The organism is Kribbella sp. NPDC002412, from assembly GCF_053592935.1.
Window position 1 is genome coordinate 38,676 of record NZ_JBSFBL010000009.1, and the last position, 15,059, is coordinate 53,734.

The 15,059-nt window shown below is 64.9% G+C and carries 9 protein-coding genes; 4 read left to right on the forward strand and 5 right to left on the reverse strand.

What is annotated here, in order from left to right:
- Positions 1-17: 17 nt before the first annotated feature.
- Positions 18-1,322, reverse strand: a complete 1,305-nt coding sequence (locus tag ACWCOV_RS09865; protein ID WP_449828848.1) for a pentapeptide repeat-containing protein — start codon at positions 1,320-1,322, stop codon at positions 18-20.
- 611 nt (positions 1,323-1,933) lie between these two features.
- On the opposite strand from ACWCOV_RS09865, the gene ACWCOV_RS09870 reads away from it, so the two are divergent.
- From ACWCOV_RS09870 to ACWCOV_RS09880, 3 genes are all read left to right on the forward strand, one after another.
- Complete coding sequence (locus ACWCOV_RS09870) at positions 1,934-3,364, forward strand: helix-turn-helix domain-containing protein (RefSeq protein ID WP_449828849.1); 1,431 nt, start codon at positions 1,934-1,936, stop codon at positions 3,362-3,364.
- A gap of 217 nt (positions 3,365-3,581) precedes the next feature.
- Positions 3,582-4,673, forward strand: a complete 1,092-nt coding sequence (locus ACWCOV_RS09875; RefSeq protein WP_449828850.1) for a hypothetical protein — start codon at positions 3,582-3,584, stop codon at positions 4,671-4,673.
- 116 nt (positions 4,674-4,789) lie between these two features.
- Positions 4,790-5,005 carry a hypothetical protein gene (locus tag ACWCOV_RS09880; RefSeq protein WP_449828851.1) on the forward strand — a complete coding sequence of 72 codons (216 nt, stop codon included), beginning with the start codon at positions 4,790-4,792 and terminating at the stop codon, positions 5,003-5,005.
- Positions 5,006-5,282: 277 nt separating this feature from the next.
- On the opposite strand, the gene ACWCOV_RS09885 is transcribed toward ACWCOV_RS09880, so the two are convergent.
- The 3 genes from ACWCOV_RS09885 to ACWCOV_RS09895 form a co-directional block, all read right to left on the reverse strand.
- On the reverse strand, positions 5,283-6,119 hold the full coding sequence (locus tag ACWCOV_RS09885) for a DUF4145 domain-containing protein (protein WP_449828852.1): 837 nt from the start codon (positions 6,117-6,119) through the stop codon (positions 5,283-5,285).
- A gap of 4 nt (positions 6,120-6,123) precedes the next feature.
- Positions 6,124-7,755: an AAA domain-containing protein gene (locus ACWCOV_RS09890; protein ID WP_449828853.1), complete on the reverse strand. Its 1,632-nt coding sequence runs from the start codon at positions 7,753-7,755 to the stop codon at positions 6,124-6,126.
- Positions 7,756-8,029: 274 nt separating this feature from the next.
- Positions 8,030-10,624: an AAA domain-containing protein gene (locus ACWCOV_RS09895; protein ID WP_449828854.1), complete on the reverse strand. Its 2,595-nt coding sequence runs from the start codon at positions 10,622-10,624 to the stop codon at positions 8,030-8,032.
- Positions 10,625-10,827: 203 nt separating this feature from the next.
- Here ACWCOV_RS09895 and ACWCOV_RS09900 point away from each other — a divergent pair, with 203 nt between their 5' ends.
- Positions 10,828-11,703 (forward strand): hypothetical protein, encoded by an 876-nt coding sequence (locus ACWCOV_RS09900; protein ID WP_449828855.1) that lies wholly within the window; start codon positions 10,828-10,830, stop codon positions 11,701-11,703.
- A gap of 474 nt (positions 11,704-12,177) precedes the next feature.
- Here ACWCOV_RS09900 and ACWCOV_RS09905 read toward each other — a convergent pair whose 3' ends face one another.
- Positions 12,178-15,048, reverse strand: a complete 2,871-nt coding sequence (locus tag ACWCOV_RS09905) for an HsdM family class I SAM-dependent methyltransferase (RefSeq protein ID WP_449828856.1) — start codon at positions 15,046-15,048, stop codon at positions 12,178-12,180.
- Between the last annotated feature and the right edge of the window lie 11 nt (positions 15,049-15,059).

A 15,059-nucleotide genomic window follows, 5' to 3' on the forward strand; every position in this document is an offset into this window, starting at 1 on the left:
CGGGCCGCGGCGAGAGGCTACTTGCTGGGATGCGACCGGACTACTGCCTGGTTAGAGCCAGCCACCTCATAGCCGAGCGGCGGAATGAACGTGTCAGCCGAGTAGCCGCAACTGTCCACGGACAGCTCACCCTTCAGGGTTGTCTCGCTCAGGTCAACTTCCCCATCGAACATGACCGCATCGAAGTGCACGTCTCGTCCGAACACAGCCTGATGCATGTCAACCATATCTCCAAACTGGTCTTCACTGAATCGCACCGTCGATCGAAATTCGCTGTTCGCTCCACGGAATTCTCCGGATATCGAAGACGACAGCACCTTTAGGGTTCCATCAATTCTGACATCTTCCATGGATACACCACCGCCGAAGCGACACTTACGAATATCCAAGTCGGGAGGGCCGAAATGACTATCATCCAACGTCACATCTTTATCAAACTTGGAATCCATGACCGATAGACCCCGGGCGAAATCGGAAGCCACCATATGAGCGTGGTCGCGAAATTCGGTGTTAGTGATCCATGCTCGCTGACCAACAGATGTTCCACCTATCATGAATGGCCCATCGATCGTGCTGTCCTGGATACTCAGAGACTCGGAGACCTCGCAATTGATGATGCGGAGGTCCTTCTTAAAGGTGCAGCGCTCAAACCGAAATGAGCGCACACCGACATTAGTCAGCGATAGTTCTACCAGGTTTGCCCCACTCAGATCGATATCGACATTCTCCCATCGGTCCCGCGCCGTGAGTGACAGGCCGTTCTGAAGTACCTCAATTATCGTCGAAACGACGTGGTCTCGCGCAGCAGCCATCGTGTCGGCGTCGGGCTGACTGAAGGGCGATCGAAGGTATGCGCACAGCGTGTTGACAATGCGCTGCTGCTCAGACGGCGCAGTGTCAGCGAGACGAGCCAGCGCGTAGACACCTCCGATCTGAACCGACGGGTTCGCATCGCCCAGGTATGCGATGGCCTTGATGTATAGGTCGGTGGTCAGCTCTTCGCGGCGGACATCGATTTCAGCCTGGAACTTCTGCTCATCCAGCGAGTGACGTCGTTCTTCGGTCCGCTGCCGGCGGGTTTGGATCCACAGCGCGAACAGACCACCGACGGCTGCCCCGGCCGCGATTCCCGACTTAACGGCCTCCGCCTGACTCGTCGCCTTGGCTGGCCCTGTCACACCACCAGCGGAGCCCCATACGACCCAACCGACCAGTACGCCAACGACGCACGCCATTCCGGCGATCAGGAGGAACGCTACGGCTGGGATGGGCCGAGTTGATACACGGCCCTCGGCCGTAGGACTCCGGCGGAGAATCGACACGAACGTTAGGGTAGCGATAGCGGGTTGAAGGACACGCATCGAAGTTCTGCGTCGTCTTCTCGAGGACGCGGCCCAGAGCGCACCTCCTCACAGTGTCGAAGGCTGTCTCCACTCCCGCAGAGCGCACAAGCGGAGCCAGGTTGGCCGGCAGTCACCCAAGCATCGGCGCGGACGTGGCCGATCGAGTGTCAACGCTCTGAGAAGCAGATTGTCCATGGTCGTGTCCACGAACGTCAGCCAGAACATGCCACTTCAGACACCATAGACGGCGATTGGTACGGCAATTCCGGCGTGATGCAGACCGTTCTGCGGGGAGCGTCTAACTTTTAATCCGCGGGTTGTGGGTTCGAGTCCCACGGGGCCTACCACTTTCCGCAGGTCAGGCCCAGATCGGCGCCTCGGCCGTGAAAGTTGTGTCTGCGCAAACTCTGCCAATACTCAGGGGTGGCCGATGCATGCCCGTCTGACAGCGGCCGGCGGCTCCGCGCAGCCAGCTGCCTGCGCGTTGCTGAGCGACGTATCGCATCGCGTCGCACTGCTCTCGTTTCGCCCGATCTCCGGCCCGACCAGCCGTTGAGCTTCCACACGCAGCTGGACTGTGGAGGGCCGACATGAGCAGACCGCACCTTCCGATCGGAACGTGGGGCAACGTCCGATCCCGTGCAGAGAGGAAGGACGCCGAGGGCAAGGTGGTCTCCTGGCGCGCGTCCGCATACTTCCGTGACCACGACGGACGTACCCGTGAGGTCACCGCGTCCGCCAAGACCAAGGGCGCAGCCGAGCACCGCCTATTAACGAAGCTGCGAGACCGGGCAAAGGTCTCGCAGTACGGCGAGCTGAGCCCGACGGACAAGATCAACGACCTCATCGACCTGTGGATCGAGAAGTTCGAGGAACGCATCGAAGACGGCCGTCGATCACCGACGACGCTGACGACGTACCGCACAGCCATCAAGAACTACGTACGCCCTGCCATCGGCGAACTCCTGATCGGTGAGGCAACCACGCCCCGCATCGACAGAGTGATCGGAACCATCAAGCGCAACGCCGGCCGCCCCACCGCGAAGACCTGCCGCGCAGTCATCTCCGGCATGATGCAACTCGCCGTCCGGTACGGCGCCCTGACCGTCAACCCGGTCCGCGAAGTCGAGCCGGTCGAGTCCCGCCCGAAGAACCCGCCCCGCGCGCTGACCAACGAGGAGATCGCCGGCCTACGGCAACTCCTGACCACCGACGAAGCCGCCGTACACGCCGACCTTCCTGACTTGGTGATCTTCATGCTCGGCACAGGCGTCCGAATCGGCGAGTCGCTCGCCGTCCTCTGGTCACAGGTCAACCTCGAAGCCGGCGCCCTCGAGATCACCCACACAATGGTTCGCGTCCCTGGCCAAGGCTTAATCCGCAAGGCCCCGAAGTCCAAAGCCGGCGAACGCGCCCTACCCCTCCCAGACTGGGCCGTCACCATGCTCCGCCGACGCCACGCAGCCGGCATCCGCCCCGACGAACCCATCTTCGCCGACTCCCTCGGAGGCTTCCGAGACCCCTCCAACGTCCGCCGAGCCCTCCGCCGCGCACTGTCCCCCGTAGCCAGCACCGCCCGCCGAGACCTCGGCCAAGTACTGCGATCCGCACGACTTCAGGCTGGCCTGACTCGGAAACAGGTCGCCACGAAGCTCGGCTGGCCAAAGACCAGACTCGAGCTGATCGAGACCGGCCGCATCAAGCTCGATCGCGAACTCGCAGCCACCCTCGTCAAGACCTACCGCATAAACCTCGACGCATCCCCCGACCTCAGCGCCCAAGTCGACCAAGCAGCCCAACCCTCACCCTCAGACGCCCTCACCTGGATCCGCTCCCACACGTTCCGCAAAACCACCGCCACAGCCCTAGACCGCCGAGGCCAATCCGCCCGCCAAATCGCCGACCACCTAGGCCAAGCCCAAGTCTCCATAACCCAAGACGTCTACATGGGCCGCCGAATCCACAACCCCTCCGCAGCAACCGCCCTGGACCAGGAGTTCGCGGATCTCGACCTCTGGTGAGAATCGTTCGCCTGGCTGTCCGGGCCGAGTGGCTTGAGCCGCCTTGGACTGATGGAGTGGTGGGGTCACACGAACCGGCCTAACATGGCGGCTCAGTCGGCATCCGTCGGCCGATGTTCTGATTGCTGCTTCACCGATCGAGACGCCAGCGGGGGCCTTCGAGCTGGCTATCCGCTAACCGCTGGGGGGACTAGCGATGACCGAATCTCCAATTGACGTGGACGACTCCGACGAGGCTGCGCGGGCGGATGTCGAGCGCGATCGCGCCGAGCTGCGGGAGTTCATCAAAGGGCTGGACGCGGATGACGTCAAGTCGGGCGGCTGGTTCTCGAAGCTCGTCGCGCACGCGCTGAACTCCTACACCAAGAAGGTCGACTGGCAGTACTTCAAGGAGAAGTACGACGGCGTGCCAGCGGACGGCATCGTCGAGCAGCGGATCAGGATGGCATCGCGATACGCCGCGCTCGAAGGCGGGCTCTCCGCCAGCGCGTACTCGGCGGCCGTCGTCGCCACCATCGGTAGCCTGGGCGGTGCGTCACCGCTGACTGCCCCCGCCGCCGCGGTGACGCTCCTAGTCGACCTCGCCTACATTACCCAGTTGCAGCTGCGCCTGGCCTACGACATCTCCGTTCTCTATCGGCTACCGCTGGACCCGGACGACCCGGACGACCTGTGGAAGCTGGTTCGTGTGGCCTTCGCGATCAAGGCCGGGGAGCTGGCGCGGGAAGGTGTCACCAAGTCGGTCCCGTTTGTGGTGCGCCCACTGGTCAAGCGGTTCTTCTCCAAGGATGTTCTGAGCGCAGCGAAAGCGCTCCCTGTCGTCGGGAAGTATCTGCTCCAGCGCAATGTCATGAAGGTCGGGATTCCGCTGGTCGGGGTCCCCTTGACCGTCCTACTGAACCGATACACGACGTTGGTCGCGGGCCGGCACGCGCGAGCGGTCTTCCGTAACGAGGCCCGGGTGATCGAGCTGGCCGAGCGGCTGAGCAGCTCGAGCCGGTATCCGCAGCTGATGCTGTGGGTTGCATGGCTCGTCATCGCGGCGGACGACAAGATCACCGACGACGAGGCGCTGCTGACGAAGCACCTGGTGCGGGTCGTCCGCGATCAGCATCAGGTGGTCGATGACGAACTCGCTCACGTTGTCGACATCGACCCCAACGCTGTGTGGAAACGTCTGGACGCCGAGCCCGGCGACCTGACCGAACTCCTCGACGTTGCCGATCGAGTCGCCACCGTAGATGGCGCCCTCACCACACGTGAGAAAGAAGTCATTGCCGAGCTTCGATCTCGCTGTCACAGAGCTTGAGGCATCGCTGACACCCTGCCCGGCGTACGGCACGCTGAACGACAAGCACGCAAGAGGGCTCCCGGCTGTGGAGCCCACCGTAGGATCGGCAACCACGAAAGGCTGACGTGGACGCGATGGACTACGCGAACCAGATCTACGAGCAGTACCGCAAGCGAGGCGGCGTCGGCGACCTCATTGACTTCGAGGTCAAGCCGTGGCTGATGAAGGAGTACGGCCTGACCGAGCCCGAGGCCAGGCGGCTGCGCGACAAAGCCATGGCTGACCTGAAGGCCCGTGGCACCATCGAGCGCGTTAACGTGCGTGGGCGATACATCCGCATCCTGAGTTAGCTAGTGTCAGGGCCGATCGAGCTTGAGGCCAGGATCGGGCCGGTCGGCCCATTTGGCCAGCATCGAGCCTGGACGTACAGCAGGAGTAGCGGCGGCGTCGTTGGCCTTCGCCCCACTACGCGGCTGTCGCCTTCAGCAGTCTTGGTCGTTCCGTGGCCACTGGGCACGAACCTCGACCCGCTATTGACGGTCGCAACCAGATTCTCAGGTCTGGTGACCGGCAAGGCCGTCCAAGCGGGTGAGGTGAAGGGCAACATCAACTTCTGACCTTCGTGAGTCAGGTAGCGCGTCGGGCGGGCCCTCGGGCGGCGCGAAAGGCTGCGAGGTCGTTGAGGGCCGCGACGACGACGTTCCACGCGATGCGGACGCTATCGTCCTTCGGCTCGTACTCCTGCTTCCACTGTTTGCGTGGATGGACGAGGTTGCGGTGGTTCCGCAGGACGTCGGCGTACTCCGCGACGTCCTTGGCGATCCAGCGCTCGTTGCGTGCCTTCTCGATCAGTGCCTGCAGATTGTCGCTCGGTGCCGGGCCGTCGGCGCGGGCGGCGAGCGCGACGTCGTACAGCACCCCTTCGAGCAGGCTGCCGAGCATGATCAGGGCTGCTGTCGGAGCCCCCGACCGCCAGCACGCGTACGCTTCGTCGAGCCGGTGGCGGAGCTGGCGCCCGAAGGCCTCGTCGTTCACGATCTCGGCGATGCTCACCGAGAGTTCGGCAACGCTCGGAGCGCTGATCCGGTCCGCGATCCGAGTACCTGAGGCGATCACCGGTCGGCCGACCTCGTACGTGACCTGGAAGCCCTCCAGCGCAAGGAGCTTGTTCAGTTCCGTCACGACGGCAGACAGCGCGTCTTCCTCGCCGATGTACTCCCGGGGATCGGCGAGCCGGCACACCACGCGGCGCATGGCGGCCGCGTCGTGCCGCCAGGCGCGCAGTTGTTCGAGGGTCCACTCGCGGCGGTAGCCCTCAAATTCGCCGACTGGCAGGCCCGCCGCCTTGAAGAACTTCTCGATCTCGAAGCTCCGCCGGTAGCGCGGACTCAGGTCGTCGCCGTAGATCAGCTGCGCGATCCCTTCCAGGACGTTGTCGTCGAGCTCGAAAGTGTCGTCGTCCACCACTTCAGACCTCCGTCATCTCGTCGTCCTCGAGCTCGACCGGACTCCAGTCGGCGCCGGTGTCCTCCACCGCCTCGGGCGGGATCCGCTGGGTTTCGAGCAACTGCCAGAGCCGCGCGAGCTCGTGCTCCCGGTCGAACTCGAACTCGCTTTCGCGAATCCGCACCGTCTGCCACTTCATCCGCTGCAGCTCCCGGTCCCGCCGCGCGTCGTTCGCCTGGCCCTCCGGGCTGGTGTGCCAGCGGTGGCCGTCGCACTCGACCGCGATCCGCGAGCCGTTGCCCGCGACAACGAGGTCGAGGCGCCGCGAGCCGACCGGGTACTGCGGTACGACGTGGTAACCCCGCCCGCGGATCTCCCGGAAGACGCGCTGCTCGAGGAGGCTCTCGAACGGCATCACCTGAGTCGTCTCCGGGACGTCGTCCAGCGACGGAGACGCGCCGTACGCCGAAGGCGGTTGCAGCATGTATCCCATCAAGGAGGTCCGGAGATCGCCGGGCTTGAGATCTTCGAGGCGGACCGAACTGAAGAGCCACAGTTGGTCCCGTGCGCGGCTCGCTGCAACGTTATAGGCCTGCCGGTAGTGCTCCGCAGTTGCCTTGTGCGGTGTCTCGGCGACGACCATCGAAAGGAACACGACGTCGCGTTCGTCACCCTGGAAGTCCGGCGCGGTACCTATCCGGATCTGCCGCTCCTGACGTACGTCGGGTGCGATCCGCTGGTTGACGAGGTGTTCGAGTAGTTGCAGATGGCCTTTGACCGACTGCAGCACCACGATCCCGAAGGTCTTGCCAGCGTACGTGGGATCGTCCAGGCAGCGTGCGAGTTCGTCGACGATCGCCGTCGCCTCCGGACGATTCCGCCGCCTGTCACCCATCCCTTCGATGTGCGCGTCCGGCACGATCGTGACCCGCAGCGGCGGCAAAGCGTTCGCCTCACGTTCGCGGAGCGGGATCAGGCCGCCCGACACCCCGGAGGCGTCCGTCTCGTAGAACTGTTTCGAGGACCAGGTGATGATCTCCGGCACGCACCGGAAGTGCTCACGGAGCCGGATCAGGCCGGCCTTTCCGGAACGCGCCGACAAGATGTCATAGAGGTTCGACTTCGAGGTGTAGAGGCGCCGGATGTCGGTGTCGACCTCGGCGAGGTACTCGTCGTTGCGCGCGTACACCACATCGAGCTTGCCGAGCGTGCTGGGTCCTGGCGTGCACTGCTTGTCGTCTCCGACGACGATGATCCGAGGTGCCATCCACAACAGGTACAGATGCTCCAGCCCGACCTGGCTGGCCTCGTCGACGATCACCACGTCGAAGCGGTCGCGCTCGGCCGGAAGGTTCTCCAGGAGATTCGGCAACGGCACGACCCAGGCCGGAACGGCGCTCTGGGCCTTCTCCATCGCGGAACGGGCGGCATGTCGGATCTCGCGAACCTTCTTCCCTTGGCCCGCGCCGATCTTGGACATGTGCGTGCGATACGTGTTCAGCGCCCGCTGCTGGTCGTCCGTCAACCGCGCGATGCAGGCACTGGTGGCTTCGGCGGCGGCGAGTTGGGCCGTGACGTGGGCGAGCTGATCCTCCACCTGGCGGAACTCGTCGGCGAGCCTGCGCTCCTGGTCCGCATTCCGGTGCTCGAGCATGAAGCGTTTCGCGAGTGACCACGCCCACGCCGCCGCGACATCGCGATGCTCCCAGTCCGGGTCGACGGCGTCGCGCTCCAGAACCGCAAGCAGCCGGGGATGCGCGTCACGCAGTACGGCGGACCGCTCGACGCACCGGACCTCCGCCGCCTGCTCCCGCCGTGCGGCGTCGATCGCCGCGACCGCGAGCTCGTAGTTCTCGACGTTCCGCTCCTCGATCGCGGCGACGAGGTCCGCGAGCTCGGGGCAGGCGTCCGGTCGTCGTACCAGAGTCTCAAGCGGCGCACGGACCCGCTCGACCTGCGCCGAGGCATCGCGGAGTACGGCGCCGAGTCTTGCTTGCCCTGTGGCCTCGTGGGCCTCGCGGAGCGACCGGACGTCGGACAGCTGAACGACGACTCGCTTCTGCTGGAGCAGCTCCCTGACGGAATTTCCGCAGTACGCCGAGGCGCACGATCGCGGTCAGCACACGCGCGTTGTCGGCGACCTCAGACAGCACCGCGTGCACGGGGCCTTCCGCGATCTTGACGCCGCCCTCTGTCCAGCGCTGCGCGAGCTGAAGGGCACCGACCTCGGCGTCGATTCGGCGCAGGACGGCACGAAGCTGGTCGGCCGTTCGAACCTCGGTGCCGTCGACCCGCACGGCCTCCAGCAGCGGCCTCGCGGCCTTCTGCTGTGCCGACTGCATCAATTTCTTGAAGCTTCCGCCTTGGTCTAGATACGTGAGGAACGCGTTGCCCGCGACGAGCCACCCCCGGGCCGTGCCCAGCGTCGCAAAGCTGATCGGTTGCTGGACGAACTCGACGACGTGGTCGCCGTTCTGTCCACGGATAGCGGCCAGCAGCCGGCCCGGCTCGTGTGCAGCTGCGGCGAGGTGCTCCCACAGACCGGCGTTCCGGCCGGCCAGCGCGTCGTCCACTGCCTGCTGAATCCAGGAGCCGCTGGTCACCGAGGAGGACGAATAGCCGGCTTCCTCTACGCCTTGCACCAGCTGGTGCAGCAGATCGGCGATGTTCGACAGGTCCTCGGCAGGCAAGGCCGACAGCTGATGCGCGAGCGGATCGTTGACCTGATTCAAGCGCTCACGGGCGTCGCGTTCGGCCCTCGTCAGCTCGGCCAGCGTCGCGGTGGAGACGAGTTCCTCGGGCGTCGGGATGCGCTGTCCTGGTCTCCGTTCGCGTCTCGGCGTACGGTCAGCCAGCAACAGTCGCAACTCGGTGAATGCCGCCGGCGACAGCGGTGGTTGTTCCGGTGCTTGTCTTGGCAGCTCCGGCATCCACTCGTGCTCGGCCGCGGTCCGGTTCACATCCCGGACGATCTCCGCCAGCGAACCGCGGTACATCGACGGATCGAACCACGGCGCGACGGGATCGAAGGTTCGCTGCTCGATCTCCCGCAACTCGGCGATCCGCCGATTCAGGCTGACGCTGCGGTCCTTGAGCGCGTCCCGCTCGGCAGCCAACCTTGCTGCTGCCGACCTGAGGCTCTTCTCGTCGGACGTCGCCAACGTGGTCGACAACGCCTCCAGGCCGCGCTCCAGCTCCGCGGCGGCATCCTTGCTGCCACCGGTGAGCAACACGCACAAGGACTTCAGCTCATCGGGAATCCGGTCACGGAGCACACGGAGGGCCTGGTCCTTCTGACTGGTCACGAGTACGCGCTGACCACGAGCGAGGAGAGCGGAGACCAGGTTGGCGATTGTGTGGGTCTTGCCGGTCCCGGGCGGTCCTTGAACGACCACCGCGGTCTCCTTGCTCAGGATGTGCAGTACCCGTTCCTGCTCCTCGTTCGCATCCAGCGGAAACAGCGGATCCTTGCCGAGTACGTCGCCGCGCGTCGAGCCCTGGCGCTCCAGCCAGGAGCGTCGCTGATCCGGCTCGGTGTCGACGATCGCCTGCGCGAGACCCACCGGGACCTCGACCGACGGCTTCCGCAGTTCGCCGGCGATCTTCCGGTACGCCTCGGCGAGGAGTTCACGGCTGCGAGGCCGCAGTACGAGGGCCGGGGCGGGGGCGAGCAATGGACCAGTGGCGAGGGTCGCGTCGTCGGCACTCCTCCGTGCTCGTTCCTCGAATGCCGTGGTCAGTCCGAGACCCATCCACGCCCGGAGCCGATCCAGCGTGGCTGGGCCAAGAAACGGTTCAGCAGCATCGAGGATGTCTTCCTTGGTCGCGGCGCCGCGGTCCGCACGGTACTCCTCGAGACCTTCGAACAGCTCTCGGTCCTCGAACCGCCTGCGCCCGGACGGCGCCAGAACCTGGACAATCCCGGAGCGTTCGATCACGGGCACCACGGGCACCGTCAGCAGGTGCCGGCGGATCAGGTCGCCGCCCGGAGCCTGCCACGTCACCAGCCCGATCGCCAGCACGAACTCGAGCTCGTCATCGCGCTGCTCCATGGCCTTCGCGGCATGCTCGAGATCCTCGTGGAACTGCCTCAGGACGGCCCGCTCACGTTCGTCGGCAGCCCACTGACGCCAGCCCTGCAGCCACTCGTGGTACGTCGCGCGCCGGCGAGCTACCGCTGGGTCCTCCGGTTGGTCGTCATCGGCGGGATCGCTCCTGTCCTCCGGGTCCAGTAGCCGGGGCGCCGGGCCGTTCGGATCACTTCGGCCGGCGCGGTCCACGAACTCGTCGATGCCGACCGGAACAGCTGGAAACGGCACGATCGGCACCGGCCGGGCCGCCAGCAGAACCTCGGCCGCATCGCCCGCCCAAACCTCGACTCCCGCGGGGCGCTCGTCGAGCCACAACACCCGCTCAGGTGCTCGCGCACCCGACGACATCACGTCGCGTACCGGATCCCGATTGGCCGAGTCCGTGATGTCCGCCAGGAAATCGATCAGACTCGTCGTTCTCCGCACCGCCACCGCGTCAAACCCGTCATTCCGCACCCCCACGTCCCCCTCCAACAACGCCATACCCCCAACGCACTCAGCGTCATCCCGGCAACTGTCCGTGTTCAGAGTGCCGCAAACCCAGCGATATGTCACCAGACCGTCCCACCGACCGACCGTGGATCGGCCAATCCGAGGCGCTCAATTGTCTGCGGGTGCACGTAGTATTCCCGGTCGTGGCGGCGTCGGTTTCCGTACCTGAGAAGACACTTGAGCATTGGGTCAGCCAGTACGTGACCTACCGTTTCAAGTCCCGAGCTGCGTTGTGGTGGCCGGCGGCGGGTGAGGACGTCGACGTCGCCTGGTTGCCGGCAAGACCGGGCAAAGCTGTGCAACTCGAGCTGAAGACGACGAAGCTCGTCGGCGTGCACAAGCAGGATGTGCTGGTGGATCTGGGGCAACTGTGGGACTACTGCCGGCGCCCGCTCGGTTTGCAGCCGTTCTATGTCTTTCCGCGGCCTGACTGGGGTGGGGAGCTCGCCACTGTGGCAAGGCACAACGGTGTCCCTGTGACGGAGCTGGCCTTCCGGCGCAGCGGTGAAGGCTGGTGGTTCGCTGACTGGATGGTCGTCCTGACGACGGCCGAAGTCGCCGACATTCTCTCGACCGAACTCAGGCGTCATGGCTCGCCGAAGCGAGGAGAGAAGAGATGCCTGGTCCGCTATGACACCGCCGGAAAGACCGAGACCTGGGGGTCCGGCGGGCCGCGTCGCCCAGCGGCGATGAGCTGGCTGGACTTCTGGGACACACTTCTGCGTTGCGGCCAAGCCGACTGGCCCCAGCTTGTGCGGCTCCCCGCGCAGTCTCTTGTCACCGGGCGCGCGTGGTACCCGCCTGAGGAGGCGCTCCGCCTGCTCCGTGCGGCAGCTCGACAAGAACAACGGCAGCAGGACCTCGTGACCCTCGTTCCCTCAGACGGTGGGTTTCTGGTCGCCGCGGATGAGGATCACAGTCTCGGTGACGCAGACTGGCCAGCCGCCGCCGATGGGGGCGTGGAAGACCACCGGCAAGTCGTGTTTCTCGATGCTGCGGCGCTGAAGGGCCAGGCCTGATCGCGGCGGTTGACGTCCAGGCGGACGTTCGGTCCAGCGTCGTTGGCCGCGGGGGGAACGCCGTGAAGAACTTGTAGGACGGGTCGTCGGCGTCCATTCGGCCCCGCGGCGAGGGTCGCGGTCATTGATTCGTTCTGTAGCTTGGCTGGGAACGTTTGCCTAGTGGGTTCACTGGGTGACGCATTTGCGGTGGGCGATCTTCCATTGGCCTTCTCATCGGGAGTAGCGATAAGGTAGCGGCCGCCGACGATCAGTACGTAGGCCGAGTCGCTGTTCTCCGCATGTTGATCGGCGATCAGTACGCTTCGCCGTCGGCGGTGTCCAGGCCGGTCAGGCGGATCAGGTAGTTGGTGATGATGTGCTGCACCGCCGTCACTCCGGCCGTCATGGCCTCGATCGAGTCGCCGAACGCTTACGCGGCGCGCAACGCTGAGAACACAGGCGCGCCGCGGTCGAGCCGCTGGAGTGGCGTTGTCAGGGCATGGCCCATTCTCGCAATGCGGTGAAAACAGAGTCGCTGTCCAGCTCATGCCCTCGATCGAGGCTCTTCAGGAGTGCGGTAGATGCTCCCATCCGGTCAGGGTAGAAGAGCTCGGGCGCCAGGCAGGTGGGGCAGTCTCCCAACAGACAGAACGGTGACAGGGCGACGGGTGCGCCGGACGCTGCGACGAGGTACAAGCTGTCGTCGACCACGGGGTGTGTCGTGTCGAACGAGACAACCGCGAAGTCCGGGTGATCGCCCATCAGGCCCAAGCCCGAAACCCGGAACGTCCCGGTAGCCGGCACCCACTGGAGGCGGTCCGCATACACCCAGCGAGTGTCGGCGAGAAAGGTAGATCCTTCGAGGCTGTTGAGCATCAGCGGTTCGATGAGCTCAAGGCTCCTCTCCAACTCGGCTCGTGTCCGTGGTGCGGCGCCGTGCCGAATCTTGTTTCGGACCGTGACCAGGCCATCGAGATCAGAAGACAGACCTTGTCCGCCCTTCTTCCGCCTCATGGCTTCCGCCAGCCCTCCGGCTGACTCACCACGCTGCCGGGCGTCGTCGGCAACTGCTCTGATGACGCCGACCCAGTGTCCCAACGACACGCCTCGCTGGTTGACGGACTCACGCCACTGAGAGATCGCAGGCAAATCGTGGCGACCACGGTCGGTGGCGAGAGCAAGCGCCACAATGCCGAGCGAGAGAATCAGCGACTCGGCACATTGCATCGCAGCCTCGTGCTTCTCCGTCGGCGAGAGCGAATGCCGGAACTTGCGGACTGCCCGGGCGATCCCGTAGGGGTACGACTCCTGGAACAGCTTGTAGGGATCGTTCTGCCGACGCAGACTCTGCCCGGTCAATGAGCTCCTTGCGGCGGCCTCGTCCAGTCGCGCGCGGCGGTCTGATCCTGAACCACTCTCGAAGATCCGGTTCCGTGCCCGGCGCAGCTCTTCCTGGATGTGCGCGGCTTCCTGTTCACCTTCTTCGAGCATGGCGAAGGCGCTGCGGATCTCCGACAAGTCGCCGTCGCACTTGGGAATCCATATGTCGGCCATCTCACGTGCCTTGACGCGCGGGATCGTTCCGTACTTGGGGAGTTGCTGCTCGGCGTATGGACTCGACAGGTAGGCGATCAGGTACTCGGCGGGAAAAGCCTCCTCGGTCAGCCGGATGACGATCAGGCCTTGCCCGGGCTGAACGCCTTCGTACTCGCCGGGGACCGATGTCCAGTGACGGACACCTGCGAGGTCCCGCCCGATCACGTCGCCCTGGCGCAACGGACGAGCTGCCTCGCGGCCATCCATCCGCGTGGGCAACTCAGCAACCTCGGGCAGCGCGGAGGACAACAAGCTCGGTGGGAGAACTCGCTTTCGGACGTCCAGCTCCGCCGCAACAGCTTCCTTGTCCATCTCGGCGCTCCGTACGGATCCCGAGAAGACCTGGGCGAAGTCCCCGAGCCGAATGCCATCCTGTGCGGCCTGCTGCATCTGGTCGAGGTGCCGGAAGTGTTCCGATGTCAAGTTGTAGTCAGCATCGGCGATCTCCGGTCCAGTCACGCAGAAGCTCTGCTCCGACCGGGTACGCCGACGCTCACCTTCGTGACGCAGTCGCCAGCGTCGCATCAGGTCCGGCAGGTTGTTGCGTGCATGGTCAGCTGTGTCGAGCACGCCGTGGGGTGCAAGGCCGAGCTTGTCAGCCGGCAGCAACGGCGCGCGTCGGGAGTCCAAGCTCCATCCGTCAGCCTTCAGATCGTAGAACCACACACTCTCGGCCCGTCCTGCTCCTTTGACGAAAACCAGGATGGCAGTCCGCAGTCCCGCACTCGGTCTGAAGGTGCCGCTCGGCACCGCGATCACTGCCTCGAGTCCGTGCTCGTCCACCAGGGCCCGACGCATGCCGACGTGCGCTGCGCTCGAGTTGAAGAGCAATCCCGCCGGAACCATGACAGCCGCGCGTCCTCCGGGCTTCAACAGCCTCAGGATCGCCGCGATATGCAGTATCTCAGCCGACCTCGGCCGCCCCCACAGCAACAGCTCAGGCGCAACAGATTCCAAGTCCACCCTGCCGCCGAACGGAGGCCTGGACACGACCACCGGGAAACGTCCGCTGTCCGCAGCGGCAGCTTCGGACAGATTGTCCCGGCGCCGTAGATCAGGAGCCTCGATGCGGTTCAAGGTCATCCGCATGCTGGTGAGTCTGAGCATCGTCGAATCGAGGTCAAACCCATGCAGTGCACGTCCTACGTTGGGGACAGAACCGCGCACGAACTGACCTGCCGCGATCAGCAGACCGCCCATGCCACAGGTAGGGTCGCAGACTTCGTCGTCGTCTCCGGGCTCGGCCAGCGCCACCAGAAGTGACGAGAGGTGAGGTGGGGTTTGAAAAGCACCCACGGCGCCAGATTCGTCGATCCTTGCCAAGAGGTGGTCGTACAGTCCAGCCGCCTCAGATTCATTGTCGGCGGATACCTCATCCAAGTAGTGCATGACCCTGGCCAGGAGGCGAGGGGTCGGGATCCGGAACCGAGCGTCCTGCATCTGGTACGAGTACGGCACTCCCGCGAATTCGTGACTGCGAAGCCAGGGAAACACACGCTCTGACATCGTTGTGAACAACAGTTGGGGTTCCAAAGTCATGAGCTGGAACCAGCGAAGGTGCTGCTCGTCCTCCGCGAAGATCGGCTCCCTGTCCGCATCCTCTGGGCTCGCCGACTGGCGGTCCATGCTGTTCTGTAGGCGATCCAGCTCCTGGAGGTAAAGCAAGTGGGAAATCTGCTCCACGATCTCCAGCGGATTGGAGACTCCACCTGACCAGAACGCGTCGAACAGCCGGGCAGTCCTGGCGCGCACCAGATCGTCGCTCATCACGGACGGCA

Excerpts from the sequence above, each read along its gene's own strand:
- ACWCOV_RS09905 (WP_449828856.1), bottom strand. The coding sequence starts at position 15,048 with ATGAGCGACGATCTGGTGCGCGCCAGGACTGCCCGGCTGTTCGACGCG.
- ACWCOV_RS09890 (WP_449828853.1), bottom strand. The coding sequence starts at position 7,755 with ATGCTCGAGCACCGGAATGCGGACCAGGAGCGCAGGCTCGCCGACGAG.
- ACWCOV_RS09880 (WP_449828851.1), top strand. The coding sequence starts at position 4,790 with ATGGACTACGCGAACCAGATCTACGAGCAGTACCGCAAGCGAGGCGGC.
- ACWCOV_RS09870 (WP_449828849.1), top strand. The coding sequence starts at position 1,934 with ATGAGCAGACCGCACCTTCCGATCGGAACGTGGGGCAACGTCCGATCC.